Annotated in this window: 21 protein-coding genes; 16 read left to right on the top strand and 5 right to left on the bottom strand. The window is 70.6% G+C overall.

Going from position 1 to position 26,733, the window contains the following annotated elements; all coding sequences use genetic code 11:
* Window positions 1–5 precede the first annotated feature (5 nt).
* The 4 genes from AB0E24_RS25715 (at window position 6) to AB0E24_RS25700 (ending at window position 8,012) form a co-directional block, all read left to right on the top strand.
* A complete protein-coding gene (locus AB0E24_RS25715; RefSeq protein WP_359380292.1) occupies window positions 6–1,634 on the top strand; it encodes a type 2 periplasmic-binding domain-containing protein in 1,629 nt (542 codons plus the stop codon).
* Complete coding sequence (locus tag AB0E24_RS25710) at window positions 1,631–3,604, top strand: DUF2264 domain-containing protein (protein ID WP_359380290.1); 1,974 nt, start codon at window positions 1,631–1,633, stop codon at window positions 3,602–3,604. The genes AB0E24_RS25715 and AB0E24_RS25710 overlap by 4 nt, the downstream gene beginning before the upstream one ends.
* A complete protein-coding gene (locus AB0E24_RS25705; protein ID WP_359380288.1) occupies window positions 3,597–6,701 on the top strand; it encodes an alpha-mannosidase in 3,105 nt (1,034 codons plus the stop codon). Before AB0E24_RS25710 ends, AB0E24_RS25705 begins: the two co-directional genes overlap by 8 nt.
* 162 nt (window positions 6,702–6,863) lie before the next feature.
* Complete coding sequence (locus AB0E24_RS25700; RefSeq protein ID WP_069862168.1) at window positions 6,864–8,012, top strand: ROK family transcriptional regulator; 1,149 nt, start codon at window positions 6,864–6,866, stop codon at window positions 8,010–8,012.
* Between the two features lie 31 nt (window positions 8,013–8,043).
* Here AB0E24_RS25700 and AB0E24_RS25695 read toward each other — a convergent pair whose 3' ends face one another.
* From AB0E24_RS25695 to AB0E24_RS25685, 3 genes are all read right to left on the bottom strand, one after another.
* Complete coding sequence (locus AB0E24_RS25695; protein WP_069861797.1) at window positions 8,044–9,273, bottom strand: glycoside hydrolase family 88 protein; 1,230 nt, start codon at window positions 9,271–9,273, stop codon at window positions 8,044–8,046.
* A gap of 133 nt (window positions 9,274–9,406) precedes the next feature.
* On the bottom strand, window positions 9,407–11,173 hold the full coding sequence (locus AB0E24_RS25690) for a pectate lyase-like domain-containing protein (RefSeq protein ID WP_359380285.1): 1,767 nt from the start codon (window positions 11,171–11,173) through the stop codon (window positions 9,407–9,409).
* Between the two features lie 13 nt (window positions 11,174–11,186).
* Window positions 11,187–12,227, bottom strand: a complete 1,041-nt coding sequence (locus tag AB0E24_RS25685) for a chitinase (protein ID WP_147964944.1) — start codon at window positions 12,225–12,227, stop codon at window positions 11,187–11,189.
* 327 nt (window positions 12,228–12,554) lie between these two features.
* Here AB0E24_RS25685 and AB0E24_RS25680 point away from each other — a divergent pair, with 327 nt between their 5' ends.
* Window positions 12,555–13,370 carry a class I SAM-dependent methyltransferase gene (locus AB0E24_RS25680; RefSeq protein WP_206331737.1) on the top strand — a complete coding sequence of 272 codons (816 nt, stop codon included), beginning with the start codon at window positions 12,555–12,557 and terminating at the stop codon, window positions 13,368–13,370.
* A 52-nt stretch (window positions 13,371–13,422) separates the two neighbouring features.
* On the opposite strand, the gene AB0E24_RS25675 is transcribed toward AB0E24_RS25680, so the two are convergent.
* Window positions 13,423–14,169 carry an FG-GAP repeat domain-containing protein gene (locus tag AB0E24_RS25675; RefSeq protein WP_359380281.1) on the bottom strand — a complete coding sequence of 249 codons (747 nt, stop codon included), beginning with the start codon at window positions 14,167–14,169 and terminating at the stop codon, window positions 13,423–13,425.
* 236 nt (window positions 14,170–14,405) lie between these two features.
* Between AB0E24_RS25675 and AB0E24_RS25670 the strand changes: the two genes are divergently transcribed.
* The 11 genes from AB0E24_RS25670 (at window position 14,406) to AB0E24_RS25620 (ending at window position 25,791) form a co-directional block, all read left to right on the top strand.
* Window positions 14,406–14,669, top strand: a complete 264-nt coding sequence (locus tag AB0E24_RS25670) for a hypothetical protein (protein WP_069861805.1) — start codon at window positions 14,406–14,408, stop codon at window positions 14,667–14,669.
* Window positions 14,641–15,165 carry a DUF6879 family protein gene (locus tag AB0E24_RS25665; RefSeq protein ID WP_069861807.1) on the top strand — a complete coding sequence of 175 codons (525 nt, stop codon included), beginning with the start codon at window positions 14,641–14,643 and terminating at the stop codon, window positions 15,163–15,165. The genes AB0E24_RS25670 and AB0E24_RS25665 overlap by 29 nt, the downstream gene beginning before the upstream one ends.
* 18 nt (window positions 15,166–15,183) lie before the next feature.
* Window positions 15,184–16,032 carry a helix-turn-helix domain-containing protein gene (locus tag AB0E24_RS25660; protein ID WP_069861809.1) on the top strand — a complete coding sequence of 283 codons (849 nt, stop codon included), beginning with the start codon at window positions 15,184–15,186 and terminating at the stop codon, window positions 16,030–16,032.
* 293 nt (window positions 16,033–16,325) lie between these two features.
* The gene (locus tag AB0E24_RS25655; protein WP_251770156.1) at window positions 16,326–16,739 is read left to right on the top strand and encodes a restriction endonuclease; all 414 of its coding nucleotides are present in this window, start codon (window positions 16,326–16,328) and stop codon (window positions 16,737–16,739) included.
* A gap of 295 nt (window positions 16,740–17,034) precedes the next feature.
* Window positions 17,035–18,333: a glycoside hydrolase family 16 protein gene (locus tag AB0E24_RS25650; RefSeq protein ID WP_079256749.1), complete on the top strand. Its 1,299-nt coding sequence runs from the start codon at window positions 17,035–17,037 to the stop codon at window positions 18,331–18,333.
* Entirely contained in the window at window positions 18,330–19,715 is a 1,386-nt protein-coding gene (locus AB0E24_RS25645; protein WP_174882219.1) for a chitinase, read from the top strand. Before AB0E24_RS25650 ends, AB0E24_RS25645 begins: the two co-directional genes overlap by 4 nt.
* A 164-nt stretch (window positions 19,716–19,879) precedes the next feature.
* The gene (locus AB0E24_RS25640; RefSeq protein WP_359380272.1) at window positions 19,880–20,974 is read left to right on the top strand and encodes a sugar ABC transporter substrate-binding protein; all 1,095 of its coding nucleotides are present in this window, start codon (window positions 19,880–19,882) and stop codon (window positions 20,972–20,974) included.
* A 38-nt stretch (window positions 20,975–21,012) separates the two neighbouring features.
* Entirely contained in the window at window positions 21,013–22,101 is a 1,089-nt protein-coding gene (locus AB0E24_RS25635; RefSeq protein ID WP_359380269.1) for a mandelate racemase/muconate lactonizing enzyme family protein, read from the top strand.
* Entirely contained in the window at window positions 22,098–23,177 is a 1,080-nt protein-coding gene (locus AB0E24_RS25630) for an ABC transporter permease (protein ID WP_186000323.1), read from the top strand. Before AB0E24_RS25635 ends, AB0E24_RS25630 begins: the two co-directional genes overlap by 4 nt.
* A complete protein-coding gene (locus AB0E24_RS25625) occupies window positions 23,174–24,250 on the top strand; it encodes an ABC transporter permease (protein ID WP_359380266.1) in 1,077 nt (358 codons plus the stop codon). Before AB0E24_RS25630 ends, AB0E24_RS25625 begins: the two co-directional genes overlap by 4 nt.
* Window positions 24,247–25,791, top strand: a complete 1,545-nt coding sequence (locus AB0E24_RS25620; protein WP_232636840.1) for a sugar ABC transporter ATP-binding protein — start codon at window positions 24,247–24,249, stop codon at window positions 25,789–25,791. The genes AB0E24_RS25625 and AB0E24_RS25620 overlap by 4 nt, the downstream gene beginning before the upstream one ends.
* A gap of 57 nt (window positions 25,792–25,848) precedes the next feature.
* On the opposite strand, the gene AB0E24_RS25615 is transcribed toward AB0E24_RS25620, so the two are convergent.
* Window positions 25,849–26,568 carry a GntR family transcriptional regulator gene (locus tag AB0E24_RS25615; RefSeq protein WP_359380262.1) on the bottom strand — a complete coding sequence of 240 codons (720 nt, stop codon included), beginning with the start codon at window positions 26,566–26,568 and terminating at the stop codon, window positions 25,849–25,851.
* Window positions 26,569–26,733 lie beyond the last annotated feature (165 nt).

Genomic DNA, 26,733 nt, shown 5'->3' with positions numbered 1-26,733 from the left:
CTGCCATGAAGCCATCACTCAGCCGCCGCGGCCTCCTCACCTCCGCCGCGGGCATCACCGCCGGACTCACCCTGGCCGGCTGCGGAGACTACCGCCCCGTCTCGGCCAAGGCGGCCAACGCCAAGGCCCCCCTGCCCAGCTACATCCCGTACCGGGGCGTACCGACGTCCATGCCCGCCACCGCGGACGGTGTCGCCGCCGGACACCTCCACTACCCGGCCCATCCGGTCGAGGCGCTGCCGGACGGACCGCCCGCCAGGGGCCCCGCCATCGACATCATGACGCTCATCTTCAACCCGGTGCCGCCGCCGGTGGAGCGCAATGTGATGTGGCAGGCCCTCAACCGGAGCATCGGCTGTGATCTGAACTTCCAGATCACACCGGTCGCCGACTACCCGAGCAAGTTCGCGGTGACCATCGCGGGCGGCGATCTGCCCGACGCGATGCTGATGCTGCCGCCGAGCCAGAACTCCGCGGCCACCCCGGGCATGCTGGACGCGCTCTTCGAGGATCTGACCGAGCATCTGTCCGGTGACAACATCCGGGACTACCCCTACCTCGCGAACATCCCCTCCGCCTCCTGGGCGCCCTGTGTGCTGGGCGGCGGCATCTACGCGATCCCCATGCCCCGCCCGCTCTCCGGCGGCCCGGTCTTCACCCGGCTCGACCTCATCGGCAAACGGGGACTCGACCCGAACCCCAGGAGCTGGCCCGAGTTCTTCCAGCTGTGCCAGGACGTCACCGACCCCAAGCACAACCAGTACGCCATGGGCGACCCCATCACCGCGTTCGACACCGTGATGCAGATGCTGGGCGGCCCCAACAAGTGGCGCGTGGAGGAGGGGAGGTTCACCTGGTGGTTCGAGACCGAGGAGGCCAGGCAGACCCTGGACGCCGTCCACCGGATGACCAAGGCGGGGGTGATGCACCCGGACGCCTACAGCGTCACCGGCAAGGTCAAGGACTGGTTCGGCACCGGGCAGATCGTCATCAACCCGGACGGGCCCGTGGCGTGGAACGACTTCTACACGATGTACGCCCCCACCACGAAGGGCTTCGAGCTCGGCTACATGATGGCGCCCGGCTGGGACGGCGGCGAAGGCGTCCAATGGCAGGGCCAGTCCTACTACGGCATGCTCATCCTCAAGAAGGCGCCCAAGGCGCGCGTGAAGCAGATCCTGCGCGCGATGAACGCGCTGGCGTCCCCCTTCGGCACGGACGGCTTTCTGCTGCGCAAGTACGGCGTCCGGGGCGCGGACCACACCGTCAAGGGAAGCGATCCGATCCTCACGCCGAAGGGCCAGGCCGAGGTCACCCTGCCGACCATCTTCGCCACGGACGCGCCGTTCACGCTCTACTACCCCGCGAGGCCGGAGGTCGTGAGGGCGCAGTACGCGTTCCAGAAGGAAGCCATCGAGCGGCTGGTCCCCAACCCCACCGAGGACCTGTACTCGCCGACCAACGCCAAGATGTCCGCACTGCTCCAGAAGACCCTGGACGACACCCGCAAGGGCATCATGCAGGGCCGCGTCCCCCTCAAGGAGTGGGACGAGGCGATGCGGAACTGGCGCAAGCAGGCCGGTGACACGATCCGCGCCGAATACGAACAGGCATGGGAGGCCCGCCACTCATGAACCGCACCCCAGCCGAGGACCGCGCCCACTGGGAGCGGACCGCGGACCGGCTGCTGCTCGCCGTACGGCCGTACGCCACCGAGGAGCACGCCCTGATCGGCCTGCCCGGTGTGCCCAGCCACAACGGTGTGACCAGCGACGGCCTCGAAGGCTTCGCCCGTACCTTCCTGCTGGCCGGATTCCGGCTCGCGGGAGCGGGCGGGGACGATCCGCACGACATCGCCGGATGGTACGCACGCGGCCTGGCCGCCGGCACCGACCCGGCGAGCCCGGAGCGCTGGCCCACCTTCGCCGAGTGCAACCAGGCCAAGGTCGAGGCCGCGTCCATCGCGCTCGCGCTGCACGAGACACGGCCGTGGATCTGGGACCGCCTGGCGGACCGGGTGCGGCAGCGGGTCCTGGACTGGCTGGCCCCGATGGTCGGCGACCCGATGCCCGGCAACAACTGGATCTGGTTCCAGGGCGTCACCGAGGCGTTCGCCCGCACCGTGGGAGGCCGGTGGCGCCAGCAGGACCTCGACCGGGTCATCGCGCTCACCGACGGCTGGTACACGGGCGACGGCTGGTACTCCGACGGGCTCACCGGCGGTGAGCACCGCAATGTCGACCACTACAACGGCTGGGCCATGCACCTGTACCCGCTGTGGTTCTGCCGCGTCCTCGGCGACGCGGCGCCCCGCGGCCTCCTCGACCGCTACCGGGCCCGGCTGCGCCGCTTCCTGGCCGACCAGCGGCTCCTGATCGGTGCCAACGGCTCACCGCTCGTCCAGGGCCGCTCCCTCACCTACCGGTACGCGGCGCTCGCCCCGCTGTGGACCGGCGCCCTCTTCGACGCCACGCCGCTGGCGCCGGGGGAGACCCGGGCGCTCGCCAACCGCATGCTCGGCCACTTCACCGACCACGGTGCCGTGGACGAGCGGGGGCTGCTCACGCTCGGCTGGCACCGGCCCTACCGCGGTGTGCTCCAGGTGTACTCGGGACCCGCGTCCCCGTACTGGGCGAGCAAGGGCTTCATCGGACTCGCCCTGCCGCCGGACCACCCCGTGTGGACCGAGGAGGAGACCCGACTCCCCGTCGAACAGGGCGACTTCACCCGCTCGCTGCCCGCACCCGGCTGGCTCGTCTCCGGCACCGCCGCCGACGGCGTGGTACGCGTCGTCAACCACGGCGGCGACCACACCGACCCGGCCCGCCCGCACGCCGACGACCCCTGCTACGCGCGCTTCGCCTACTCCACGCACACGGCCCCCGAAACCCCCGGGGACCCCACCGTCCCCCGCGGTAGCGCACACGCCGACCCGCTCGACAACGCGGTGGTGCTGCTCGACGCCGCGGGCCGCGCCTCGCACCGGCGCCCGGCGACCAGGCTTTCCCTGGACGGCGCCACGGCCGTCTCGCGCTCCCGTGCGCACTGGCCGGAGGACGCCACCTGGGATCCCTTCGGCGGCCCCGACACCACGTACCGGCTCGGCCCCTGGATCACCGTCGGCTCGGCGCTGCGGGGGTCGGTCGAGGTACGGGCCGTACGCGTCGATCCCGCCCCCGGTGACCCCGGTGGCGGACATGTGCTGCGCATCGGCGGCTGGGCCCTGGCCGTCGACCCGGACTCCGTACCCGGCACACGGGACGGGGCCCGGGTCGTGGGCGCCGACGGGCTGGTCTCCGTCGTCGTCGGAGCGCGTCAACTGCCCCGTGCCTCCGTGGTGGCCGGTGCGGACAGCAACGCTCTCGGCGCGGTGTCCGCCACCCCCGTCGTGGAGACCGCGGGACCCGTCGCCCACGGCACCCTCCACATCGCCCTCGTCCACCTCGGCGGCTCCGACCCCACCGCCCTGCCCCGGGTCACCACCCGCGCCGAGGGCACCACCCTGGTCGCGGACGCGATCTGGCCGGACGGCGTACGGGACACCATCCGGCTGCCCGCCCCCGACCCCGCGTACGACCCCTGGAGGGACCAGCACCGTGCATGACGACCGCCGGATCATCGAGGCCCGGATCCGCAAGCTGCTGGACCGTGTCATCCGCCCCGCGCTCCACGGCGCCACGCGCCCGCTCGACCTGAGCGCCTGGTTCGTCGACGGCGAGCCGGTCCCCGTGGCCGACGCCCTCGACGCCGACTACGCGCCCTTCGCGCTCGGCGCCACCTGGGGCGGCCCCTGGGCGACCACCTGGCTGCGGGCGGGCGCCGAGATCCCCGAGGAGTGGACGGGGCGCCGGGTCGAGGCCGTCTTCGACCTGGGCTTCGATCTGACCAAGGGGCCCGGCGGCCAGGCCGAGGGCCTGGTCCACGACGCCCATGGCTCCCCGCTGCTGGGCCTGCACCCGTACAACCGCAGTGTGCTGCTCGCCGAGTCCGCGACCGGCGGTGCCCGCGTCGATCTGCTGATCGAGCTGGCCGCCAACCCGCCCATCGTCGGCAGCGCGGGCCTGCATCTGCACCACGGCGCACCGGAGACCGCGGGCAGCGAGCACATCTACCGCCTCGAGCAGGCCGAGATCGCGGTGCGCGAGGACGACGTCTGGCATCTCATCCACGACATCGAGGTGCTGGACGAGCTGATGCACGAGCTGCCCGTCGGCTCCTCGCGGCGCCACGACATCCTGTACGCGCTGCGCCGCGCCGCGGACGCCGTCGACCCGGCCGATGTGGCGAACACCGCGGCGCGGGCCCGCGACCGGCTGGCCGGTGTCCTGTCCCGGCCCGCGAACGCCTCCGCGCACACCGTCGCCGCGGTCGGCCACGCCCATATCGACTCGGCCTGGCTGTGGCCGGTCCGGGAGACCGTGCGCAAATGCGCGCGCACCTTCACCAATATGACCGCCCTCGCCCAGGAGTACCCCGAGCTGGTCTTCGCCTGCTCCTCGGCGCAGCAGTACGCGTGGATGAAGGAGCGGCGCCCGGAGATCTTCGCCCGTATGAAGAAGGCGGCCGCCGACGGCAACTGGGTGCCGGTCGGCGGCATGTGGGTCGAGGCCGACGGCAACCTCCCGGGCGGTGAGGCGCTGGCCCGCCAACTCGTCTACGGCCGGCGCTTCTTCGCGGAGGAGTTCGGTGTCGAGCAGGAGGGGGTGTGGCTGCCCGACTCGTTCGGCTACACCGCCGCCTACCCCCAGCTCGCCAAGCTGGCCGGGGCCAAGTGGTTCCTCACCCAGAAGCTGTCCTGGAACGAGACCAACAAGCTGCCGCACCACACCTTCTCCTGGGAGGGCATCGACGGCTCGCGTATCTTCACCCACTTCCCGCCCATCGACAGCTACAACGCCTCGCTCACCGCCCGCGAACTCGCCCACGCCGAGAGCAACTTCGCCGACAAGGGCGTGGCCACCCGTTCGCTCGCCCCGTTCGGCTACGGCGACGGCGGTGGCGGCCCGAGCCGTTCCATGCTGGAGAAGGCGCGCCGTCTGCGCGACCTCGAAGGCTCGCCCAAGGTCGTCATCGAGTCGCCCGACGTGTTCTTCGCGGCGGCGCGCGCCGAGCGGGAAGATACCCAACTCCCGGTCTGGCGCGGCGAGTTGTATCTGGAGACCCACCGCGGCACCTACACCAGCCAGGCCCGTACCAAGCGCGGCAACCGGCGCGGCGAGGCGCTGCTGCGCGAGGCCGAGCTATGGGCCGCCACCGCCGCCGTGCGGGCCGGCGCCCCGTATCCGTACGAGCGGCTGGCATCGCTGTGGCGGCGGGTCCTGCTCAACCAGTTCCATGACATCCTGCCCGGCTCGTCCATCGCCTGGGTGCACCGGCAGGCCGAGCGCGAATACGGTGAGATCCACACCGAGCTGGAAACGCTGATCGCCGAGGCGGCCGGCCGGCTGCCGGCCGGTCCCGCGCTGCTCAACGCCGGACCGTACGCACGGCGTGAGGTGGCCGTCGTCCCCGGCTCCGCCGTCCCCGGTGGGCAGCGCCTGGCGGACGGGCGCACCGCCGTCCTCGCCGAGGTCGCCGCCCTCGCCTCCGGCGGCACGGTGGACGCGCCCCGGGCCGGTGTCACCGCCACCGCCCAGGACGGCGGCTTCGTCCTCGACAACGGCGTGGTGACGGTCGTCGTGGACCGGCGCGGCCTGCTCACCTCGGTGTACGACCACACGGCACGGCGCGAGGCGATCGCCCCCGGCGCCGCGGGCAACCTCCTCCAGCTCCACCCCGACGACCCCAACCTGTGGTCGGCCTGGAACATCGACACGTACTACCGCGACACCGTGCGCGACCTGGACACGGCCGATTCGGTGACGCTCGTGGACGAGGGCCCGCTGCTCGCCTCGGTGCGCGTCGAGCGCTCCTGCGGCAGCTCCCGTTTCATCCAGCACATCGAGGTCACCGCCGAAAGCCGACAGGTGACCGTCCGCAACGACATCGACTGGCAGGAGCGCGACACCGTGCTGAAGGCGGCGTGGCCGCTCGATGTGCACGCGGAGCGGGAGAGCGCCGAGATCCAGTTCGGGCATGTGCAGCGGCCCACCCACGAGAACACCAGCTGGGACGCGGCCCGCTTCGAGCTGTGGGCGCACCGCTGGGTGCACATCGGCGAGCGGCGCTGGGGCGCGGCCCTGCTCACCGACTCCACGTACGGGCACGATGTGCGCCGTGACACACGGGCCGACGGCGGAACGACCACCACGCTCCGGCTCTCCCTGCTGCGCGCCCCGCACAGCCCCGACCCACAGGCCGACCGAGGCCGGCACACCTTCGGCTACGCGCTGCTGGCCGGTGCCGGAATCGAGGAGGCCATCGCCGGTGGCTACGCCCTCAACCTGCCGCTGCGGCCCGCCCCGGCCGAGGCGCGGGCCCTGATCACCGTCGACACCGCCGATGTGGTGGTGGAGTCGGTCAAGCTGGCGGACGACCGCGGTGGCGATGTCGTGGTGCGGCTGTACGAGGCGTGCGGGGGAGCCGTGTCGGCGCGTCTGACGGCCGGGTTCCCGCTCGCCGCCGTCCACGACTGCGATCTGCTGGAGCGGCCGGAGCGGGAGGTGGCGCCCATCGACGGCGAGGGCGCCTTCGACCTCGGGTTCCGGCCCTTCCAGATCCGTACCCTGCGGCTTCGTCCCGCCGGAAGCGGTGCCAAGTAGCCTGAGCGGGCAGGCAGGCGGCGCGGTTCGGCCCGGGTGCTCATGGCACCGGGCCGGACCGGCGGCGTACCCTGCCCCATCGATTGCGGGAGAGGCAGTTTGACGACCGACACGGTGCGGACCGCGAAGCGCACGATCCGGCGCGGCACCAATCTGCCGCGGATGGGCGACTTCAACGAGTCCGTGGTTCTCGACGCCATCCGCCGGCACCCCGCGGGGCTGAGCCGGGTGGAGCTGGCGCAGGCCACCGGCCTGTCCGCGCAGACCGTCTCCAACATCACGCGCAGGCTGCTCGACCGGGGAGTGGCCCGGGAGTCGGGCAAGCACAACACGGGCAGCGGAAAGCCCCGGACCCTGCTGGAGATCGTTCCCACGTCGCGCTACGCGGTCGGGGTCCATCTCGACCCGGCCGTCATCACCTGCGTCCTGGTGGACCTGCTCGGCACGGTCGTGGCCCAGCGCAGCCAGCGCACCCCGAGCGGCGGGGACACGGACGGGATCACCGCGGACATGGCCGCCTCGGTGAGCGCGCTCATCGCGGAGGCGGGCATCGACAGCGGCCGCGTCCTGGGGCTGGGGATCGCCGCGCCCGGCCCCATCGACGCGTCCGTCGGCTGGGTCATGGACCCGCCCGAGCTGCCCGGCTGGGGCCGCTACCCGCTGCGCGAACGGCTCAGCGAGGCCACCGGACTCCCGGCCCTGCTCGACAAGGACGTCACCGCGGCCGTCGTCGCCGAGCGCTGGGCCGGGGCCGCCACCGACAGCCGCAACCTGCTCTTCTTCTACCTCGGCACCGGTTCCGGGATGGGCCTGGTCGTGGAGGACACCGTGCTGCGCGGCGTCTCCGGGAACGCGGGCGAGGTCGGCGGGCTCGGCGCCGGGTGCTCCACCCGCACCCTGGTCGACGAGGCCATCGCGCTGGGCGTGCTCGGCGCCGAGTACACCGTCCTCGACCCGGCCGACGCCCAGCGCGGCCTGAAGCGCCTCGCGGAGCTCGCCGCCGGGGGAGAGGCACAGGCGGACGGCATCATCGAGCGCCTGGCACTGCGGATCGGCCGCGGTGTGTGTGCGGCGGCCACCCTCCTGGACGTCGACACCGTGGTCTTCGGCGGACCCATCTGGCAGCTGCTCGCCGACCGCCTCCTCATCACGATCGAGCCCATGGTCGCCCGGTCGCCCTTCGTCCGGGCGACCCACCCGACCGCGGTCGTCTCCACCACGCTCGGCGAGAACGTGGCCGCGGTCGGGGCGGCGTCCCTGGTCCTCGACCAGGCACTGTCCGCGCAGCCCAGGTCACTGCTGCTGACCTGAACACCGGCGGCGGGGCGGCGAGGGCGCGGGGTCAGACGGTGGAGAGGTCGATGGCGCGGTCGATGTCGTCGGGGCGCAGCACCCGCAGGATGCCTTCGAGCAGGTAGTAGTCGGCGTAGGGGAGCGAGATCTCGACGCCGTCCTCGCTGGGGCGGTTGCGGGTGCAGCGGGCCACGACCGCTTCGGCGCGGGTCGACTTCGTGGTGAGGCAGGTCCGGGAGAGCGCGTTCAGCAGCCGCAGGGCCGCCTCGCGGTAGCGGGGCTCGCCGGTGGCCTCGGCCAGGTCCAGCAGGCCACAGGCCATGATCGCGCCCGCCGAGGCGTCCTTGATGTCGTTGGGCGCCTGCGGGGCGAGGTAGTCCCACACCGGGACGTTGTCCGGGGTGAGCGCGCCCAGGGCGAAGTCGGCGAGTTTCCGGGCGGTGGTGAGGAATTCGCGGTGGCCGGTGCGGCGGTAGGTCGTGGTGAATCCGTAGATCCCCCATGCCTGCCCGCGTGACCAGCAGGAGGCGGGGCTGTAGCCCTGCACGGTGGCCGGGCCGAGGGGCGCGCCCGAGACCGGGTCGAAGTCGAAGACGTGCGGGGTCGAACCGTCGGGGCGGGGGAAGTTCCGCTGGGTGGTTCTCGCGTGTTCCACGGCGATGTCGAGGTACTTCCGGTCCCCGGTCTGGCTGCTCGCGAACGCCAGCAGATCGAGGTTCATCATGGTGTCCATGATGACCCGGCCCGCGTTCGCGGGATCGTTCAGCGCTCCCCAGGCCCGGATGAAACGGCCCTTGGCGTTGTACCGGCGGATCAGCGAGGAGGCGGCCCGCAGCGCGCCCGCCCGCCAGGTGTCATCACCGGTGAGCCGCCACGCGGTGACCCACGAGGGGTAGAAGAGGAAGCCAAGATCGTGGGTGCCGGTGTCGTCCTGGCGGGGGGCGAGCTTCTTCGCGGAGGCGAGGGCCAGGGTGCGGAACCGCTCGTCACCGCTGTGGAGCCACGCCATCCACAGCGTTCCGGGCCAGAAACCGCCGACCCAGTCGCCGTTCTGGGAGTACGTCCACTTCTCGAACTTCGTACCGACCGGGAAATCACTCACACCGGGTGCGACCGCGCGCAGCTTCGCCACCGCGTAGTCCGCCGTCTCCTGGAGCGTACGGAGTGCGGCGGCACGGCCGGGAACCTCCTGTGCGGCCTGTGCCGGGGGAGCGATCGAGGTCGCCGCGACCGCGGTACCGGCCGCGGTGGTCAGCAGGGTTCGCCGGGAAACGCTCATGAGTGTCCGCCATTCACGAGGGGGGAATCCGACAACGACATGCGGTGCGGGTACATCAGCCGCCTGTGGGGCGCGGGCGAGGTGCTCGCGCCCCACAGGCGGCTTGCCGGAGTGGGCCGGTCAGCCGGGAGGATCAGGGATAGTCGGTCACGTTCGCGACGTTGCTGTTGGCATCCGAGGGGCCTCCCGTGTCATTGATGACGTGGTTGATGGTGCCGGTGCCGCCGAGCGAGACGGTGACCAGGTCGTGGAACCTCACATCCGGGCTCTGCGGAACCTCGAAGGCGTGCTCGGCGGTCACGGACTTGTTGGTGTTGAAGAAGCAGTAGCTGCCCAGGCCCCACGCCTCATGGCTCTTGACCGAGTCGGCCACCTTGTAGGCGGCGTATCCCTTGGTGGAGCCGTTCATCCAGGCGTCCTGGTCCGGCGGGTCGTAGGGCATCTCGTTCTGGTAGAAGTACGTACGGCCGCCCTCGCCGTTCCAGGTCGTCTGGTGCTTCTGGTAGTGCTCGACGAACAGGCCGTACATGGTCACGTCGTCGCCGTTGACGACGAGCCCCTGGTCGGCCGTGTTGCTGTCCCAGCCGACGCCGTCACCGTGGTCGGCGCGCCAGATCCAGGTGTGGTCACCGATCACATCCGAGCTGTTGACCACCAGGCTCGTGGACGCCTTGCCCACACCCGCGCCGCCGACCCGGAAGAACACATCGTGCAGCGAGGTGGGGTTGTCGCTGTGGCTGGCGGACGAGTCCTCGGGGCCGAGCTCCATCAGCGTCTTGGAGTTCTCGGTGCCCGCGTCGATGAGCAGCCCTGCGAGCTTGACGCCGTCGACGTCGGCCACGTCCATCGCGGTGACCCCGTTGTCGGGAATCAGCGTGGCCAGCCCCAGGCCCAGCACGACGGTGTCGGGCTTGGTCACCTTCAGCGGCGCGTCGAGGTGGTGGACGCCCGGGGTGACGAGCAGATGCTTGCCCGCCTCCAGCGCCGCGTTCATCTCATCGGCGGTGGCACCCGGCTTGACGATGAAGAAGTCGTCCAGCGGGATCGAGGTGCCCTTCGGCGTACCGGAGGACCACGATGTGCCCGTGGAGTCCTTGCGCACCTCCGGCACGAACACCTTGTAGGCGCCCTCGTCGTCGACGTACAGGAACGGCTTCTCACGGGAGACGGGCGTCTTGTCGACCCGGGTGTACGGCGGGTTGGGGAAGTCCCCCGCCGGGGCGTTCCGCGCGCCCACGAACACCATGTTCCAGTTGGAGCCGGTCCAGCTGCCCCATTCGGTGTTGCGGGAGAGCCACTGCTGCTGCGATCCGGACCGCACCTGCCCGTCGACCTTGGTGTCGGCCAGCAGACCGCCGCTGGACCAGCCGCCGTCGTCCAGCTGGAGGTCGCCCTTCAGATGCATCCGGCGGTACGGGGCGGCCTGTGACACGGCCCAGCGGTCCGCGCCGTCGTCGGGGTTGACGGCGAGGTTCTCCGCGTCGCGCCAGAAGTTCTGCGTCGCGTTGCCGTCGAACCAGTCGGCCTCGGCGTGCACCGCGCCGTTGATGGTGGTGTCGTCGGGCGACAGGCCCAGGCCCGCCACCTGTGTGTAGAAGCCGACGTTGGCGTTGACGTCGTAGGAGCCGGGCTTGAACAGCAGGGCGTGCCGGTCCTGGCCGAACTGGTTGGTCTCCTGCTTGCCGAAGACCGAGTCCAGCTTGGACTGGATCTCCTGCGCGGACATCGACGGGTCGAAGATCTGCACATTGGGGCCCAGATCCGGTTCCGCGTCCGCGCCGTGTGCCGACGGTACGGTCAGCGCCGCCGCGACGGCACCGGCCAGCACGGCGAACGCGGCGGTGGCGCGGGCGGCGCGGCGGCGTCCCCGATGGCCGCGCCCGGTGGTGTCGTTGCTCATGGTGGTGTCTCCCTCAGCCCTGGTACCGGGCGAATATTCCGGTGAACTGCCAGGGCTCCTGGGCGACTCCGGAGCAGGTGTCGTCGTTCGGGTAGTCGCCCGGGCAGGGGCGGTCGCGGTTGACGGACCAGAAGGAGAGCCGCGACAGATGGTGCTGGGAGGCGTAGTCCAGGATCGTCTCGAAGTCGTCGGTGGAGACGGTCTCCTTGACGTCCGTGATGCCGTTCATCGAGGACAGGCCGCTGTGCCGGTAGGCGTCCTCGTCGCTGTAGCCGTAGGCGCCCTTGACGGCGTCCTTCAGCCCGTCGGTGGCCTGCTTGGTCAGCTCGCCCATGTTCTGGCCCTCGCCGCCGAAGTCGAACGGCATGATGGTCCAGCTGTCGGCCTCGAAGTCCGATTCGGCGGCCCGGCGGATCATGCCGTCGTCGGGGCCGTTCTGATCGCTGGGGAAGGTGACGTAGGTGAGCAGCCCCGGGTTGTCGCCCTTCACCTGCTTCAGGGCGTCGATCGTCTTCTGCTGGACGGCCGGGTCGTCGTAGGCATCGCCCTCGATGTCGATGTCGATGGCCTTGAGACCGTAGGCGTCGATGACCTTCTGATAGGCACCGGCGAGGGCCTTGGCGTCGCCACACGACTGCTCCAGCTTGGCGCCACTGGCGCCGCCGAAGGACGGTACGACATCGCCGCCCTTGGCCCGTACGGCCTTCACGGTCTGCTCGTCCTGTCCGCCGGTCAGCGGGCGCCCGCCGTCCCACTGCGGGTCGCAGCCGCCCGCGTCGAGGACGAAGGCGAGGGTGAACCAGCTGACGCCGGTGGCGTCCATGACCTCGCCCGGGTCCGGCGGATCGCCCCATCCGTTGTACAGGTACGGCGCCACGGCGGCGGGTGCGGCGGACGCCTCGCCGCCGTCCCGGCCCGATGGTCCGGAGTTGTCGGCCCAGGCGGCCGCGGTCGTGCTCGCGGCCGCGGCCACGACGGCCAGGGCCAGCGCGATGCGCCGCCGACGGCGGCGGTGTGCGCGGTCCTGAACGGAGAAATCTTCGCGGTGGTTCATGTGGGGGGATACCTTCCTGCCACGCGGACGGACCCCGGCAGTGGGCATGTCCGTCGGACAGGCGCCGCCGCGGCCCGCGACATGCGGTTCCGGCCGGAAGGTCACGGCCGGACTCTCGGCCCCATATATTTCGGGAGTTGAACATGTCTCGTCAATAGGTCCGCACCAATGAATGAGGTGCCTTCAAAGGGCGAACTCGCGCTCCCGGGGGCCGGAATGGGCTGGTCGGACACGGTCGGGGCGGTGCCGGGCCGTTGGACACTCCGACCGGTGGACGCGGCCGCGGCCGCGGCTCCACTCCTGCCGCACCGGGCCTAATGTGCTGCCATGCGCGATGACACCCCTGACGAGACGCGCCGTGTCCGACTGAGCCGTACCTTCGACGAGGACGCGGAGCTGTACGACCGGGCCAGGCCCGGGTATCCGCCGGAGCTGTTCGACGACCTCGCCGAGGTGGCCGGCACCGGTCCCGGCTGCCGGGTGCTCGAGGTGGGCGCGGGCACCGGCAAGGCGACCCTGCCGCTGGCCGAGCGCGGTTGCCGGATCACCGCCGTCGAACTGGGCGCGGACATGGCCGCCGTCGCCCGGCGCAACCTGGCCGGGTTCGAGGCGGTGGAGATCGTGACGGCGGACTTCGAGACCTGGCCGCTGCCCAAGGAGCCGTTCGACGCGGTCGTCGCGGCCACGGCGTTCCACTGGATCGACCCGGCGGTGCGGATGGTCAAGGCCGCGGACGCGCTGCGGCCGGGCGGCGCCCTCGCCGTGGTCGCCACCCAGCATGTGGCGGGCGGCACCGAGGAGTTCTTCGCCGAGGTCCAGGGCTGCTACGAGCGTTTCGACCCGGCCACCCCTCCGGGGCTGCGGCTTCCCGCCGCGGCGGACGTGGACACCTCGGATCACACCGACGAGGTCGCTCGCCACGGCCGGTTCGGGCCCGTCGTCCTCCGGCGCCACGAATGGGATCTGACGTACACCACGGCGCAGTACCTGGACGTGCTGCGCACCTACTCCGGCCACCGGGCGCTGCCCCCGGAGGCCAGGGAGGGCCTGCTGGGGTGCATCGCCGGGCTGATCGACGGGCGGTATGGAGGCCGGGTCACCAAGCGGTACCTCACGGAGTTGCGGGTGTCACGGCGCGTGTGACGCCGGGCGCCGGCGGGGCCCTGAAGGACCGGCCGCGGCGCCCGGCGGCGCGTTATGAGCAGGACTTGTAGAACCGCTTCCAGCCGTCGCCGGGCATGGCGGGCGGCTCGGCCCACGACCCGGCTTCGCCGTACTTCTCGAACGCCTCGTAGTCGAAGTCGTTCAGACCGCCGCCCGGCTTCGACAGGCGTACGTCCCGGTCCATCTGCGCATCGCCCCCGTTGTTGAGGATCGCGAGGTCCGGGTAGGCGTCGTCGTTGTAGTGGGCGATGGCGAGCTGCTTGGCCTCGCCGTGGTCGCCGATGTCGGAGTGCCGGGAGTCGGCGGACCCCAGATCGGTCCGGTTCAGCGGACCGGGGCGGTACTCCGCGACACGGGCCGTCGAGGGGTCGTCCCCGTCGGCCGGTTCGACGATGTTGACGACCATGTCCAGCGTGCCGTCGTTCTGGAAGTCGGCGACCGCGGCGGTCGCGATCTCACCCGACCTGGCGCCGAGCAGATCCTTGACGGCCGTCTTCCGGCCGAAGGAACCGCTCTCGGTGCCCCACTGGACCGTCATCCCGGTGCCGGTGTGCCCGGGGTTGATGATCTTGTCCGGGTAGGAGTCGCCGTCGAGATCTCCGAGCAGCGTGGTCGCGCCGGCCAGACACGGGGCCGACGCACCGGTGGCACGGTCGGACCGGTGTGTTCCGCCCGCGTCCGACGACTCGGTCGCCATGGCCTGGTAGCCGGCGACCGTCAAGGTCAGGGCGGCGGCCGCGAGCGGCACGGCGATTAAACGCGTGCGCTTCCGAAGCATGTACGAGCTCCTCTCAATTGCTGTCACGCAGTCAGATGCCGGTGTGATCACGTGAGTTCACACGATGAACGCCGTGTGACGTAAACGTGACATTCGGGGGAACGGAGTACGGGGCGGGGGCGTGGCGGCCACGCGGTGGCGGAGCCAGGACGCCGGAGGCGGCATTGACCGCTCCGGGCGGTCGCGGGACGGTCATGGCGCAACCGGGCGCAATGGACTCGACAGCGGAGGCAGTCATGACATTACGGTTTGTCGGGATGGACCCGAATACCGGAGGTGAGGGATCACCGACGGTATGGGTGGAGGAAGGGAGCGCCGACCTCGTCCTGCAAGGCGAGGAGGCCGAGGCGCTCCTGATGGAGTTGATCGGCAGCACTCAGTGGGTGCCCGGGCACGCGAGGGGGGTTCCCGCCCATGAGCGGGTCATCAGGATCCCCGCTCGGATGGTGCCGATCTTGAGGGAGGCGTGCGATGTCGCTGAAGGCAAGGGCGTTCGCTGACCTGCTCGCGGCCACCCGGAGCAGCGCTGTCCACCTGGAAATGCGCGATCAGTACGCGGTCGGTGACGAGGCCGAGGACTACGCGGCCTTCCTGCGCACCGGAGTGGCCAACACCGACCCGGCCAAGTCGTTCTGGCCCAAGTGGCTTCCGCTGGTGGCCGACGCGGTCGCGCGTGGCGTGGTGGTGCGCCGGGCGCGGATCGTCTCCGAGCCGGTCACCGATTACATCCGCTACGAGCACGCCATCACCTTGCTCAACCTGCGGGCCGGGGAGGACGTACGCTGGCTGCCTCGGCGGCGGGCGAGTGACCTGGCCCTGCCCGGTAACGATTTCTGGCTCCTGGACGGCCGGATCGTGCAGTTCAACCACTTCACCGGAAAAGGGGACTGGGCCAGCAAGGAGCACACCGAGGACCCGGACGTCGCCGCTTTGTGCGCCACCGCCTTCGAAGCGGTCTGGCGGCGGGCCGTCCCGCATGAAAAGTACACCGTCTGAAAAGCAAATGGACAGCCCATGCCCGCATCTCCGTCCTCCAGCGCCCAGGCCGCCCGCGAAGCTCTCGCCGTTCGCCTGGCCCATCTGGTGCGGGACGCCGGGATCACCGGGCGTGAGCTGTCCGCCCGGTGCGGCTGGCACCCGGCCAAGACCTCGCGCATCCTGCGCGCCAAGGCCGCTCCCTCCGAAGCCGACATCCGGGCCTGGTGCGCCGCCTGCTGTGCCGAGGACCAGACCGCGGACCTCATCGCCACCGCCCGCGCGGTGGACTCGATGTACCTGGAGTGGCGCCGCCAGCACCGCGACGGGATGCGCCGCACCCAGCAGGACGTCCTCGCCCGCAACGCCGCCGCCCGCCTCTGCCGCGCCTACACCTCCAACGTCATCCCCGGCTTCTTCCAGACCGCCGGCTACGCCGAGGCCCTGATGCGCGCCATAACCGACTTCCAGGGCACCCCCGACGACATACCCGAGGCCGTCGCCGCCCGCCTGGCCCGCAGCCGTTTCCTGTACGAGGGCGACCACCGGTTCGTGGTCCTCATCGAGGAGTGGGTCCTGCGCACCCGGATCGGATCCACCGAGACGATGGCCGGTCAGCTCGCGCATCTGCTCACCGTGATGCCGCTGCCCTCGGTCTCCCTGGGGATCATCCCCCTGGGGGCCCGGCGCACCGTGTGGCCGCTGGAGGCGTTCTACCTCTACGACGACCACAACACGGTCGTCGAGACCCTCACCGCCGGGATCAGCGTCCGCCAGCCCCGTGAGATCGCCGACTACACCCGCGCCTTCACCGGTCTGGCCCGGATGGCCGTCCACGGCGACGCCGCCCGTACGCTCATACGGGCCGCGATCGACGCCCTGGAGTGAGTCCGCGCCTTCCATGGGTCCGCGCCCTTCATGGGCCGGCGCGTTTCACGGGCCAGTGCCCTTCATGAGTCCGCGCAACAATCCGCAATTTCGTTGAGGCTCGTACCACCGCCTTCGTAGCGTGAGGGCCGACACCACGGCCCGGAGAGGCGGGACCTGACGCGCATACACGAACGCCGGCGCCACCGGGGCACAGCGCCCCTCCCCGGCCCGCTCGCCCGCGTAGGCCAGGAACCGTCCGCCTCCCCGGGCGGCCGCGGCGGCCACTCCGGCGCACCCAGCAGCGAGGCCCGATGACCAGCACCCACACGGTCCTGTACGACCCCCAGGGCCGTATCGAGGGGAAGCTCCCCCTCGACCGGGAAACCCATCAGCGGCTGGTCGCCGCCGTGCTCGCCTGGGCCGGTGACCCGGGGCTGCATCCGAGTGAGTACCACCAGATCGCGCTGCAACTGACCGCGGCCGCCCGCGCGGTGGCCGACGACGTCCGCCGCACCGCCGAGCAACTGCCCGCGGACCACCCGGCCCGGATACTGGCCGAACACATCCTCGACGAAACCCGCCACCGGCTGTCCAAACCCCTGAAGGGCACCGCGAGTTGCGCCCAGGACCGCGCCCGGCTCTGCCGCTCCCTGTACGGGCGCCTGGACCGCCTCACCGACGTCGCCTCGTCCCTCCCGGGCCCGCGACGCTCATCGGCCCACTGACACCGCGCGGCGACGTCGACTGGGAGGCCCGGGTGCGAGCCGCCCTCACCCTGACCGCGGCCGGACTGGCCGGCGGCACCGGCGATGAACCCACGAAGGAAGCCCGATAGGCCGCCAGGCAACTGGTCCATACCAAACTCTTGACAGTGTTTTCCTTCACTTCTTAAATCACGTAATGAACTAAGTACAGCTCAAATCGCTCACCGCACTCCGGTCGGCGCCGTGACCACTTGGTTCAGCTGCGCCTACATGTCTCTCCGCGCCTGTTCATCCACCTGTATCGGAAGGGAGAGTCATGGACTCCCCGCGCTTACCCCGGCGACTGCTGCTGTCCGTCGTCTCGTTCCTCGCCCTCGCGTCGCTGTCCACCGGACTGACCCAGGGGGCATCCGCCTCAGCGGCGGATCGGGCCGCGGATTCCACCGCGAGACCGGCGGCCACCGCGAGACCGGCCAAGGCGGCCGCCGTCACGTTCTCCGACGAGTTCGACGGGGCCGCCGGTTCGGCCGTCAACGGCAGCAAGTGGCAGATCGAGACGGGCGACAACGTCAACAACCACGAGCGGCAGTACTACACGGCGGGCAACAGCAACGCCGCCCTCGACGGCCAGGGCCATCTGGTCATCACCGCCCGCCGCGAGAACCCGAACAACTACCAGTGCTGGTACGGACGGTGTGAGTACACCTCCGCCCGGCTGAACACCTCCGGCAAGTTCACCACCACCTACGGCCGGGTCGAGGCCCGGATGAAGGTTCCGCGCGGGCAGGGCATGTGGCCCGCGTTCTGGATGCTCGGCAACGACATCGGACAGGTCGGCTGGCCCAACTCCGGTGAGATCGACATCATGGAGAACGTGGGCTTCGAGCCGTCCACGGTCCACGGCACCCTCCACGGCCCCGGATACTCGGGGTCCGGCGGCATCGGCGCCGGGTACAGCCTGCCCGGTGGCCAGGCGTTCGCCGACGCGTACCACACGTTCGCCGTGGACTGGAGTCCGAACGCCATCACCTGGTCCGTGGACGGCACCGTGTACCAGCGGCGCACCCCCGCCGACCTCGGCGGACGGCAGTGGGTGTTCAACAAGCCCTTCTTCGTGATCCTCAACCTCGCGGTCGGCGGCTACTGGCCCGGAGACCCCGACGGCAGCACATCCTTCCCCCAGCAACTCCTCGTCGACTACGTCCGGGTCAGCACCGACGGCGGACAGCCGGCCGGTGGCGCCATCACCGGTGTGGGTGGCAAGTGTGTGGATGTGGCGGGTGGCAACAACGCCAATGGCACGGCGGTGCAGCTGTATGACTGCAACGGAAGTGCCGCTCAGCAGTGGAGCGTTGGTTCCGATGGCACGATTCGTGCGTTGGGCAAGTGTCTGGATGTGGCGTCGGGTGGTACAGCCGATGGCACGTTGGTGCAGTTGTGGGACTGCAATGGCAGTGCGGCTCAGCAGTGGGCTGTTCCGGCGGCTCGTGACATCGTCAATCCGCAGGCCGACAAGTGTCTCGATGCCACGGGTGGGAGTTCGGCCAACGGCACCCGGTTGCAGATATGGACCTGCACCGGCGCCGCCAACCAGAAGTGGACGGTGACCAGATGAAAAAGAGACCCGGGCGCAGACCCGCGGTGCGCGGTGTGCTGGGTGTCGCCGCCATCGCCGCCCTCCTCACCGGGCTGACCAGCGTTCCCGCGAGCGGTGCCGCGGCGGCCACCGGACAGATCACCGGTGTGGGTGGCAAGTGTGTGGATGTGGCGGGTGGCAACAACGCCAATGGCACGGCGGTGCAGCTGTATGACTGCAACGGAAGTGCGGCTCAGCAGTGGACTGTTGGTTCCGATGGCACGATTCGTGCGTTGGGCAAGTGTCTGGATGTGGCGTCGGGTGGTACGGCCGATGGCACGTTGGTGCAGTTGTGGGACTGCAATGGCAGTGCGGCTCAGCAGTGGGCTGTTCCGGCGGCTCGTGACATCGTCAATCCGCAGGCCGACAAGTGCCTGGACGCCACGGGTGGGAGTTCGGCCAACGGCACCCGGTTGCAGATATGGACCTGCACCGGCGCCTCGAACCAGAAGTGGACGGCGCCGAGCGGCGGCACCACTCCGCCCGGACCGGGGGCCATGGCCGTGGCTCCGTACCTCTACAACGGCTGGGGCAGCCCGCCGAGTCCCACCACCGTGATGAACGCGACCGGCGTCAAGTGGTTCACGCTCGCCTTCGTCCTCAGCAACGGCTACTGCAATCCGCAGTGGGACGGCGGCCGTCCGCTCACCGGAGGCGTCGACCAGCAGACCATCAACACCGTGCGGTCGGCCGGTGGCGATGTGATCCCGTCCTTCGGCGGCTGGAGCGGCAACAAGCTGGAGAGCTCCTGCGGCAGCGCGGGCGAGCTGGCCGCCGCGTACCAGAAGGTCATCAACGCCTACGGGCTCAAGGCGATCGACATCGACATCGAGGCCGCGGCGTACGACAGCCCGACCGTTCAGCAGCGCACGGTCGACGCGCTGAAGACGGTCAGGGCCAACAACCCCGGCATCAAGGTGTACATCACCTTCGGCACCGGCCAGAACGGCCCCGACAACAGCCTGATCAGCAAGGCAGCCGCCTCCGGTCTGACCGTGGACAGCTGGACGATCATGCCGTTCAACTTCGGGGGAGCCGGCCAGAACATGGGCCAGCTCACCCTCCGCGCCGCCGAGGGGCTCAAGAACACGGTCAAGAGCGCCTACGGGTACTCGGACGACCAGGCGTACCGGCACACCGGTATCTCCTCGATGAACGGCATCACCGACAACGGTGAGACGGTGACCGTCAACGACTTCCGCACCATCCTCGGCTACGCCCAGCAGCGCCACCTCGCGCGGCTGACCTTCTGGTCGGTCAACCGTGACCGGCCCTGCACCGGTGGCGGGGCCGACACCTGCTCGGGCGTCTCCCAGCAGCCGTGGGACTTCACCCGGGTCTTCGCCCAGTACACCGGCTGATCCCGACCCCGGACACGCATATCCTATAGGAATCTTCGGATCCAGATCCGGCGCCTCTCTCGTAGGGGCGCCGGATCTCGCGTTTGTCCGGGGTCTTGACGGGGCGGCTCGGCTGGCACACCATCGCGGCATCAATTTCCTATTTGATTCGTGGGGGTGAGGAGGTGCGTCTTCGGACCAGATCTCTTCTGCCGGGAGTGGTCGCCGTCGCGCTGCTGGCCACGGGCTCGGCAGCGTGCACGCTCAAGAACTCGGGTGAGCCGGCGGGCGGCCGGGGCCCCGCGTCCGCACGGGCGGGCGGCGGCTCCGCCGTACTCGACGACGGGTCGGCCACCAAGGTCGCGCTCGTGCCCGGCGGCGCCCACCCCTACTTCCAGCCCTGGAAGACCGCCGGTGCTCAGGCGAAGAAGACGTACCGGCTCGGGGACGTCAGGTTCGACGAGAGGGCGGAGTGGGACCAGCAGAAGCAGAACAACCTGCTGTCCACGCTCGCCGCACGCGGCTACAACGCCTTCGGCGTCTTCGGTGTCTCGCCGACCGACATCAACACCACCTTCGCGGACCTGAAGTCGCAGGGCCTCACCGTGGCCTCCCTCGGCTCCTGCCCGGCGGGGACGAAGGACGAGGCCGACTTCTGTCTCTCCACGGACGTCGAACTCGCCGCGTACAAGGCGGCCAGGGCCACCATCGACGCCATGGGCGGCAAGGGCAGGATCGTCCATCTGACCGGCAACAACGTGGACGCCAACACCCAACTGCGGATCAAGGGCGTCGCCAGGGCCGTGCGGGAGGCGGGCGGCGAGGTCAAGCTGCTCCAGACCGTCACCGATATCGACAAGGACCTCCAGACCGCCCAGAAGGCGGTGTCCGACTTGCTGACGGCCAAGGGCAAACAGATCCAGGGCATCGTCTCCACCGCCTACAACCCGGCCGTCGCCGCCGCCGACGCGGTCAGGAGCGCCGGTTCGCGGGCGAAGGTCGTCGCTATCGACGACGACGCCAAGATCCTCGGCTCGATCGAGCAGGGCACGGTCGCCGCCACCGTCGTGCAGAACCCGGTGGGGCAGGCCGAGATCGGGGCGTGGGCACTCGCGTTGCTCCAGACGGAGCAGTGCACCATGCGCAGGCCCGGACAGTCCGTCGACTCCGGCTCGTTCGTCGTCACCAAGGAGAACCTCGCGACCTACGACCGTGCGCGAAAGGCGAAGACCGATCAGCTGAAGAAGCGGTTCGCCGACGACGTCCTGACGTGCGGCTGATCCTGCCGTGCCGCACCACAGAAAGCGGACACCACCAGATGAGCATCATCACGACCGCCACGGCCAAACTGGCCGATATCGCCGTGGAGACGGACCGCACCGACGCGGTGCAGTCCTTCGTCAAACAGGAAACGGTACTCGTCGACATCACCACGGCGGACGGCGGCGCGGGAACGGGCTACGCCTACACCATCGGCACCGGCGGAACCTCCGTACTGGCCCTGCTGCGGGACCATCTGCTGCCCGTCCTCATCGGACAGGACGCGCGCAACGTCGAGGCGCTGTGGCAGCGGCTGTTCGCCCTGACCCGCGCGACCACCACCGGAGCCATCACCTCGCTCGCGCTCGCCGCCGTCGACACCGCCTTGTGGGATGTGCGGTGCAAACGCGCGGGCGAGCCGCTGTGGCGGCTGGCCGGCGGCCACCGCCAGGACGTTCCCGTCTACGACACCGAGGGCGGCTGGCTCCATCTGACCACCGACGAACTGGTGCGGGGAGCGCTCCGGGCCCAGCGGGCCGGCTGGGGCGGAATCAAGATCAAGGTGGGCAAGCCGCATACCGCCGAGGACGCGGAGCGCCTGCGCGCCGTACGCGAGGCCGTCGGGCCCGCGCTGCACATCATGACGGACGCCAACCAGTCGCAGACGATGTCCTCGGCCCTCCGGCTGGCGGCCGCGCTGGAGCCCTACGACCCGTACTGGATCGAGGAGCCCCTGCCGGCGGACGACATCAGCGGCCACGCCCGGCTGGCACGTGCGACCCGGATCCCCGTCGCCGTCGGCGAATCCCTGTACGCGCCCACGCAGTTCCGCAACTACCTCGAGACGGGCGCCGCTTCCGTGGTGCAGGTCGATGTCGCCCGCATCGGCGGGATCACCCCCTGGCTCAAGGTGGCCCACACGGCGGAGAGCCACAACGTCATGGTGTGCCCGCACTTCCTGATGGAACTGCACATCAGCCTCGTCGCCGCGGTGCCGAACGGAATGTACGTCGAGCACATCCCGCAGCTGCGCGCCGTCACCCGCGGTGAGCTGACGATCCGCGACGGGCGGGCCGTGGCGCCCGACGTTCCGGGGATCGGCATCGACTGGGACATGGACGCCATCGACGACCGGAGGGTGGCATGACGACGCCCGCCGTCCCGCCGGACGGTGACACCGGCTCCGCCCCGGCCGCACCGTCGCCACCCGTGCACCGGCTGCCGTTCTGGGTCAACCAGCGGCTCGGCCTGCTGGTGCTCGTCGTCGGACTCGGCGCCCTGTTCGGCGTGGTGCGGCCGACCTTCCTCGACGAGCGGCTCGTGCTGTTCCCGCTGCTGCGGGACATCTCGACGCTGACCGTGGTGGCGCTGGCCCAGATGGTCGTCCTCTCGGTGGGACATATGAACCTGGCCGTCGGGCGGATGGCCGCCTTCGGAGCCCTGTTCGCGGGGTTCGGATACGACCGGCTGGAGCTGCCACTGCCACTGGGCCTGCTGCTCTGCCTGTTCGCCGGGGCCGCCATCGGCGCGCTGACCGGCTGGATCATCACCCGTGCGGGGGTGAGCTCCTTCGTCGTGACCCTGGCGATGGACTTCGCGCTGCTGGGACTCGTCTCCCTGCTCTACTCGGCCCTCACCGAGAACGCCGCCTTCACCAGCAAGCCGTCGGGGCTCGCCGAGCTGCGTTCGTACTCACTGGCCGACATCTGCGTCGGGCCCGTGTGCGGCTCCCCGGCCGTACCGCAGCTGGCGCAGTTCACCGTCCTGGCCCTGCTCGGCCTCGGTTTCCTGTACACCTGCACCCGTATCGGCCGGGAGCTGCTGCTCACCGGGGCGAATCCGGCGGCGGCCGAGCTGTCCGGCATTCCCACCGGCCGCCGCCTCATCCTGGCGCATACGCTCTCCGGGCTGCTCGCCGCGCTCGCCGGATTCATGGCCGCCGTCGGCACCGGAACGTTCCGCGCCTCCATCGGGGACGACTTCATGCTGCCGTCGTTCCTCGGCTCGGTGCTCGGCGGCACCCAACTCACCGGTGGCGTCGTCTCGGTGGTCGGGGCCCTGCTGGGCACGGCCCTGGTCGGGGTGATCCGCAAGGGGCTCGATCTGCTCGGGGTCGGTCTCGAGAACCTGAACATCTACCTCGGCTGCGTCCTCCTGCTGGCCCTCTCGGCCGACCGTGTGCGCACCGTGGTGGCCCATCGCAAGGCGGTGCGTTCCACATGATCACAATCCGCGGCCGGGGAGCCGGGGGAGCCGCCGTCCTGCGCCGCTTCTCCCGCTCCACGACGATGACCCTGCTGTGCGTGGTGGTCATCGGCTACCTCGCCCTCGGTGTGGCCTCCTCCGGCTCGTTCTTCGAGGGCCCTTCGGTACGGACGTTCCTGCGCTACCTGGCCACCCCCATCCTCATCGGTCTCGCCCAGATGGTCGCGCTGTGCGTCGGACAGCTCAACCTCGCGGTCGGCGCGCTCGGCGGCTTCACCGCCTGTCTGATGGGCGTCCTCATGGCGGACCAGGGCGTGCCCGCCGTGGTCGCGGTGGCGGCCGGTGTGCTGACGGCCACGGCCGTCGGCCTGGCGACCGGCCTGTTCATCGTGGCCACGAAGATCAATGGCTTTATCGTCACCCTCGGGACGATGACGATCCTCCAGGGAGCGCAGTACTGGCTGGTCGGCACGCGCACCGTCGACGGATACTCCGCCGGTCTGCGGGACCTCGGCGCCGCGGCCCCGCTGAACATCCCACTGGTGTTCCTCACCGCTCTGGCCGCCGCGGCCCTGCTCGCCGCCTTCCTGTACCGCGGCACCGCCGGCCGGCGGCTCCTGGCGGCGGGCGGCAACCCGCTGGCCGCCAGGCTGTCGGGCATCTCCACCGACCGGCAGATCGTGCTCGCCCACACCCTGTCGGGGCTCCTGATCGGCGTGGCCGCCCTGACCGCGACGGCGTCGCTGCCCGGAGTCAACCGCAGTGTCGGCGGCGACTGGCTGCTGCCCAGCTTCGCGGCGCCCATCATCGGTGGCGTCGCGCTCACCGGAGGCTCGGTCGCCGTGCTCGGCACGGTGCTGGCGGCCTTCGTGATGCGGCTCATCGACGCCGCACGCGCACAGTTCTCACTCGACCCGAGCTGGGTGAACTTCCTCATCGGCCTGGTCGTGCTCGGCACGGTGATCGGTGGCCGGATCCATCAGACCCACCTGGGCAAGAGGGGCGGTTCGCACGGCAGCGTACCGCCCGCACCACCGCGGAGCGACGCGCGGCCGGCCGCCGTCCTGCCGCATACGGGAGGTTCCGGATGAGCGACGTCCTTCTCGAATGCCAGGCCATCGTCAAGGTCTTCCCCGGAGTACGGGCCCTGGACGGCGTCGGACTGCGCCTCACCGCGGGGTCCGTCCACGCGCTGCTCGGCGAGAACGGCGCGGGAAAGTCCACCCTCATCAAGGTCCTGACCGGGGTGCACACCCCCAACGGCGGCCGTCTCATCTGGTGCGGCGGCGAGATCCACCTGCGCTCACCCCTGGAGGCCACCCGCACCGGCATCGGCGTGGTGCACCAGGAGCGCAATCTGATCCCGGGCTTCTCGGTGGCCGAGAACATCACCTTGCAGAGCCCTCCCTCGCACCGCGGTCTCATCGATCGCGCGGCCATGACCGCCCCCGCCCTGAAGTGCCTCGACGAGCTGGGCCTGGACCTCGACCCGGACCAGCCGGTGCGTGAACTGTCCGTGGCACAGCAGCAGTTGGTGGAGATCGCGAAGGCGCTTTACACCGAGAGCCGGGTGCTGCTCCTCGACGAGCCGACCGCCTCCCTCTCCCCGCAGGAGGCGGAGCGCCTGTTCGACGTCGTCCGGCGGCTGAAGGCCCGGGGAACGTGTGTCGTCTTCGTCAGCCACAAACTGGAGGAGGTGTTCGCCATCTGCGACACCGTCACCGTGCTGCGCGACGGCACGTCCGTGCTCGAATCCTCCCCGCTCGCCGGCCACACCCAGGACGAGGTGGTCGGGCTCATGGTGGGCCGCGCCCACTCGGCCACCGCGATGCGACCGCGGGAGGTGGACACCTCCGCGGCCCCGGTGCTCTCGTTCGACGCGGTCTGCACCGCCGCCGGCCACCGGGACATCAGCCTGGACATCCGGCCCGGCGAGATCGTCGGCCTGTACGGCCTGGTCGGCGCGGGCCGCAGCGAACTGGTCAAGGCCATGCTCGGCCTCGACCGCGTCACCGGCGGCGAGATCCGGGTGCACGGCAAACCGGTGCGCATCACCTCTCCCCGGCAGGCACTGCACCGCTTCGGCATCGGCTATCTGACCGAGAACCGCAAGGAGGAGGGTGTCTTCCTGGAACAGCCCATCGTCCGGAACATCACGGTGACGGTGTGGAAGAGGCTGGCGAAGGCGCTCGGGTTCATCTCCTCGCGCGAGGAGCGGGACGTCTCGTACGACCTCGTGGAACGCCTCGGCATCCGCACCTCCGGGCTCGGGCAGAACGCCGGAGAGCTGTCCGGCGGCAACCAGCAGAAGGTGAGCCTGGCGAAGTGGCTCGCGGCCGACACCCGGCTGCTCATCGTGGACGAGCCGACCGTCGGTGTCGATGTGCGCACCAAGCACGCCTTCCACCAACTCATCTGGGAGCTGGCCCGCGACGGCCTGCCCATCCTGCTGATCAGCAGCGACCTCGCGGAGATGATCACGCTCGCGGACCGGGTGGTGGTGATGGCCGACCACCGGATCCGGGGTGAGGTCGACAACGACCGCGACTACGAGCGGATGAGCGGCAGGATCATCCGCGTCATCCACGACCGCGCGACCTCGGCCGTGCGCCCACGGACGGGGGAGGTGTGATGCGCGTGGCGCGGGCGTTGTGCGCGTGGCGCGTGTGTGTGATGCGCCCGGCGCGGGTCAGGACTCCTCGTCCCGGCCGAGCTGACGCCGAAGGCTGTGGGCGAGGTGCTCCGCCATCGCCTCGGCCGCGCGGTCGGGGTTGCGGCGCAAGATCGCGTGCACCACGCGCTGGTGCTCCGCGAGGGTCGGGTCATCGGCGCCGAGCAGGCTGCTGAGCCGGAAGATATGCAGATGGGAGTGGAGCCGCCGCACCGCGTCCGCGAGCAGCGGCCGCCCGGACGCCTGGGCGATCGCGTCATGGAGGCGCTGGTCGAGAGCGGCGAAGCCGCGGTAGGCCGCATAGGGCCCGGCGGTGGTCCCCGGGTGGGAGTGCATCTCCTCGGCGATCCGCTCGATGCCGTCCAGCTGGGCCTCACTGGCGTTGACCGCGGCGAGGGCGGCGGCCCTCGGCTCCAGCAGCTGCCGCATCTCGAAGAGTTCCTTGAGCCCCTGGCGGGTCAGCAGCTCGGTGGTGCGGTACCCCGAGAGCGGCCGCTTCACCACCAGCCCGTCCGACTCCAGCCTGGCCAGCGCCTCCCGGATGGGGGTCGGTGAGACGCCGAGGGTGCGGGCCAGGGCCTCGATGCCGACACGTGCGCCGGGGGTGATCTCATGGTCCATGACCATGGCCTTGACGCTCTCGTAAACGCTGTCCGAGAGGGCCTGGCGGGCGGGCGGCAGATCCCGCCCGTGCCCGCCCCGCGGTGCCCCGGGCGCGGACGTGTCCTGCGGCGGCATCCGGCCTCCTGTTGATCGGGGCTTGTCGGGCTTGTCGGGGCTGGTCGGGCTGGTCGGGGCTCATCGGGGTGGCAACAGTTTATCCAGGTGAGGGACGCGGTTCAGGGGTGAGCCGGGTCCGCTTCACCATGCGGGGCGGGCCCGACCCCGATGAGGGGGGCTCGG

Origin of the sequence: Streptomyces malaysiensis subsp. malaysiensis (genome assembly GCF_040653035.1) — a bacterium.
GTDB classification, from domain to species: domain Bacteria; phylum Actinomycetota; class Actinomycetes; order Streptomycetales; family Streptomycetaceae; genus Streptomyces; species Streptomyces malaysiensis.
The sequence above is the reverse complement of the archived record's forward strand: the minus strand, read 5'-3'. Positions and strand labels throughout refer to the sequence as shown.

Bases quoted from the DNA above. Each gene is read 5' to 3' on its own strand.
- AB0E24_RS25715 (WP_359380292.1), top strand. From the start codon at position 6: ATGAAGCCATCACTCAGCCGCCGCGGCCTCCTCACCTCCGCCGCGGGC.
- AB0E24_RS25710 (WP_359380290.1), top strand. From the start codon at position 1,631: ATGAACCGCACCCCAGCCGAGGACCGCGCCCACTGGGAGCGGACCGCG.
- AB0E24_RS25700 (WP_069862168.1), top strand. From the start codon at position 6,864: ATGGGCGACTTCAACGAGTCCGTGGTTCTCGACGCCATCCGCCGGCAC.
- AB0E24_RS25695 (WP_069861797.1), bottom strand. From the start codon at position 9,273: ATGAGCGTTTCCCGGCGAACCCTGCTGACCACCGCGGCCGGTACCGCG.
- AB0E24_RS25690 (WP_359380285.1), bottom strand. From the start codon at position 11,173: ATGAGCAACGACACCACCGGGCGCGGCCATCGGGGACGCCGCCGCGCC.
- AB0E24_RS25685 (WP_147964944.1), bottom strand. From the start codon at position 12,227: ATGAACCACCGCGAAGATTTCTCCGTTCAGGACCGCGCACACCGCCGC.
- AB0E24_RS25680 (WP_206331737.1), top strand. From the start codon at position 12,555: ATGCGCGATGACACCCCTGACGAGACGCGCCGTGTCCGACTGAGCCGT.
- AB0E24_RS25675 (WP_359380281.1), bottom strand. From the start codon at position 14,169: ATGCTTCGGAAGCGCACGCGTTTAATCGCCGTGCCGCTCGCGGCCGCC.
- AB0E24_RS25670 (WP_069861805.1), top strand. From the start codon at position 14,406: ATGACATTACGGTTTGTCGGGATGGACCCGAATACCGGAGGTGAGGGA.
- AB0E24_RS25665 (WP_069861807.1), top strand. From the start codon at position 14,641: ATGTCGCTGAAGGCAAGGGCGTTCGCTGACCTGCTCGCGGCCACCCGG.
- AB0E24_RS25660 (WP_069861809.1), top strand. From the start codon at position 15,184: ATGCCCGCATCTCCGTCCTCCAGCGCCCAGGCCGCCCGCGAAGCTCTC.
- AB0E24_RS25655 (WP_251770156.1), top strand. From the start codon at position 16,326: ATGACCAGCACCCACACGGTCCTGTACGACCCCCAGGGCCGTATCGAG.
- AB0E24_RS25650 (WP_079256749.1), top strand. From the start codon at position 17,035: ATGGACTCCCCGCGCTTACCCCGGCGACTGCTGCTGTCCGTCGTCTCG.
- AB0E24_RS25645 (WP_174882219.1), top strand. From the start codon at position 18,330: ATGAAAAAGAGACCCGGGCGCAGACCCGCGGTGCGCGGTGTGCTGGGT.
- AB0E24_RS25635 (WP_359380269.1), top strand. From the start codon at position 21,013: ATGAGCATCATCACGACCGCCACGGCCAAACTGGCCGATATCGCCGTG.
- AB0E24_RS25630 (WP_186000323.1), top strand. From the start codon at position 22,098: ATGACGACGCCCGCCGTCCCGCCGGACGGTGACACCGGCTCCGCCCCG.
- AB0E24_RS25625 (WP_359380266.1), top strand. From the start codon at position 23,174: ATGATCACAATCCGCGGCCGGGGAGCCGGGGGAGCCGCCGTCCTGCGC.
- AB0E24_RS25620 (WP_232636840.1), top strand. From the start codon at position 24,247: ATGAGCGACGTCCTTCTCGAATGCCAGGCCATCGTCAAGGTCTTCCCC.
- AB0E24_RS25615 (WP_359380262.1), bottom strand. From the start codon at position 26,568: ATGCCGCCGCAGGACACGTCCGCGCCCGGGGCACCGCGGGGCGGGCAC.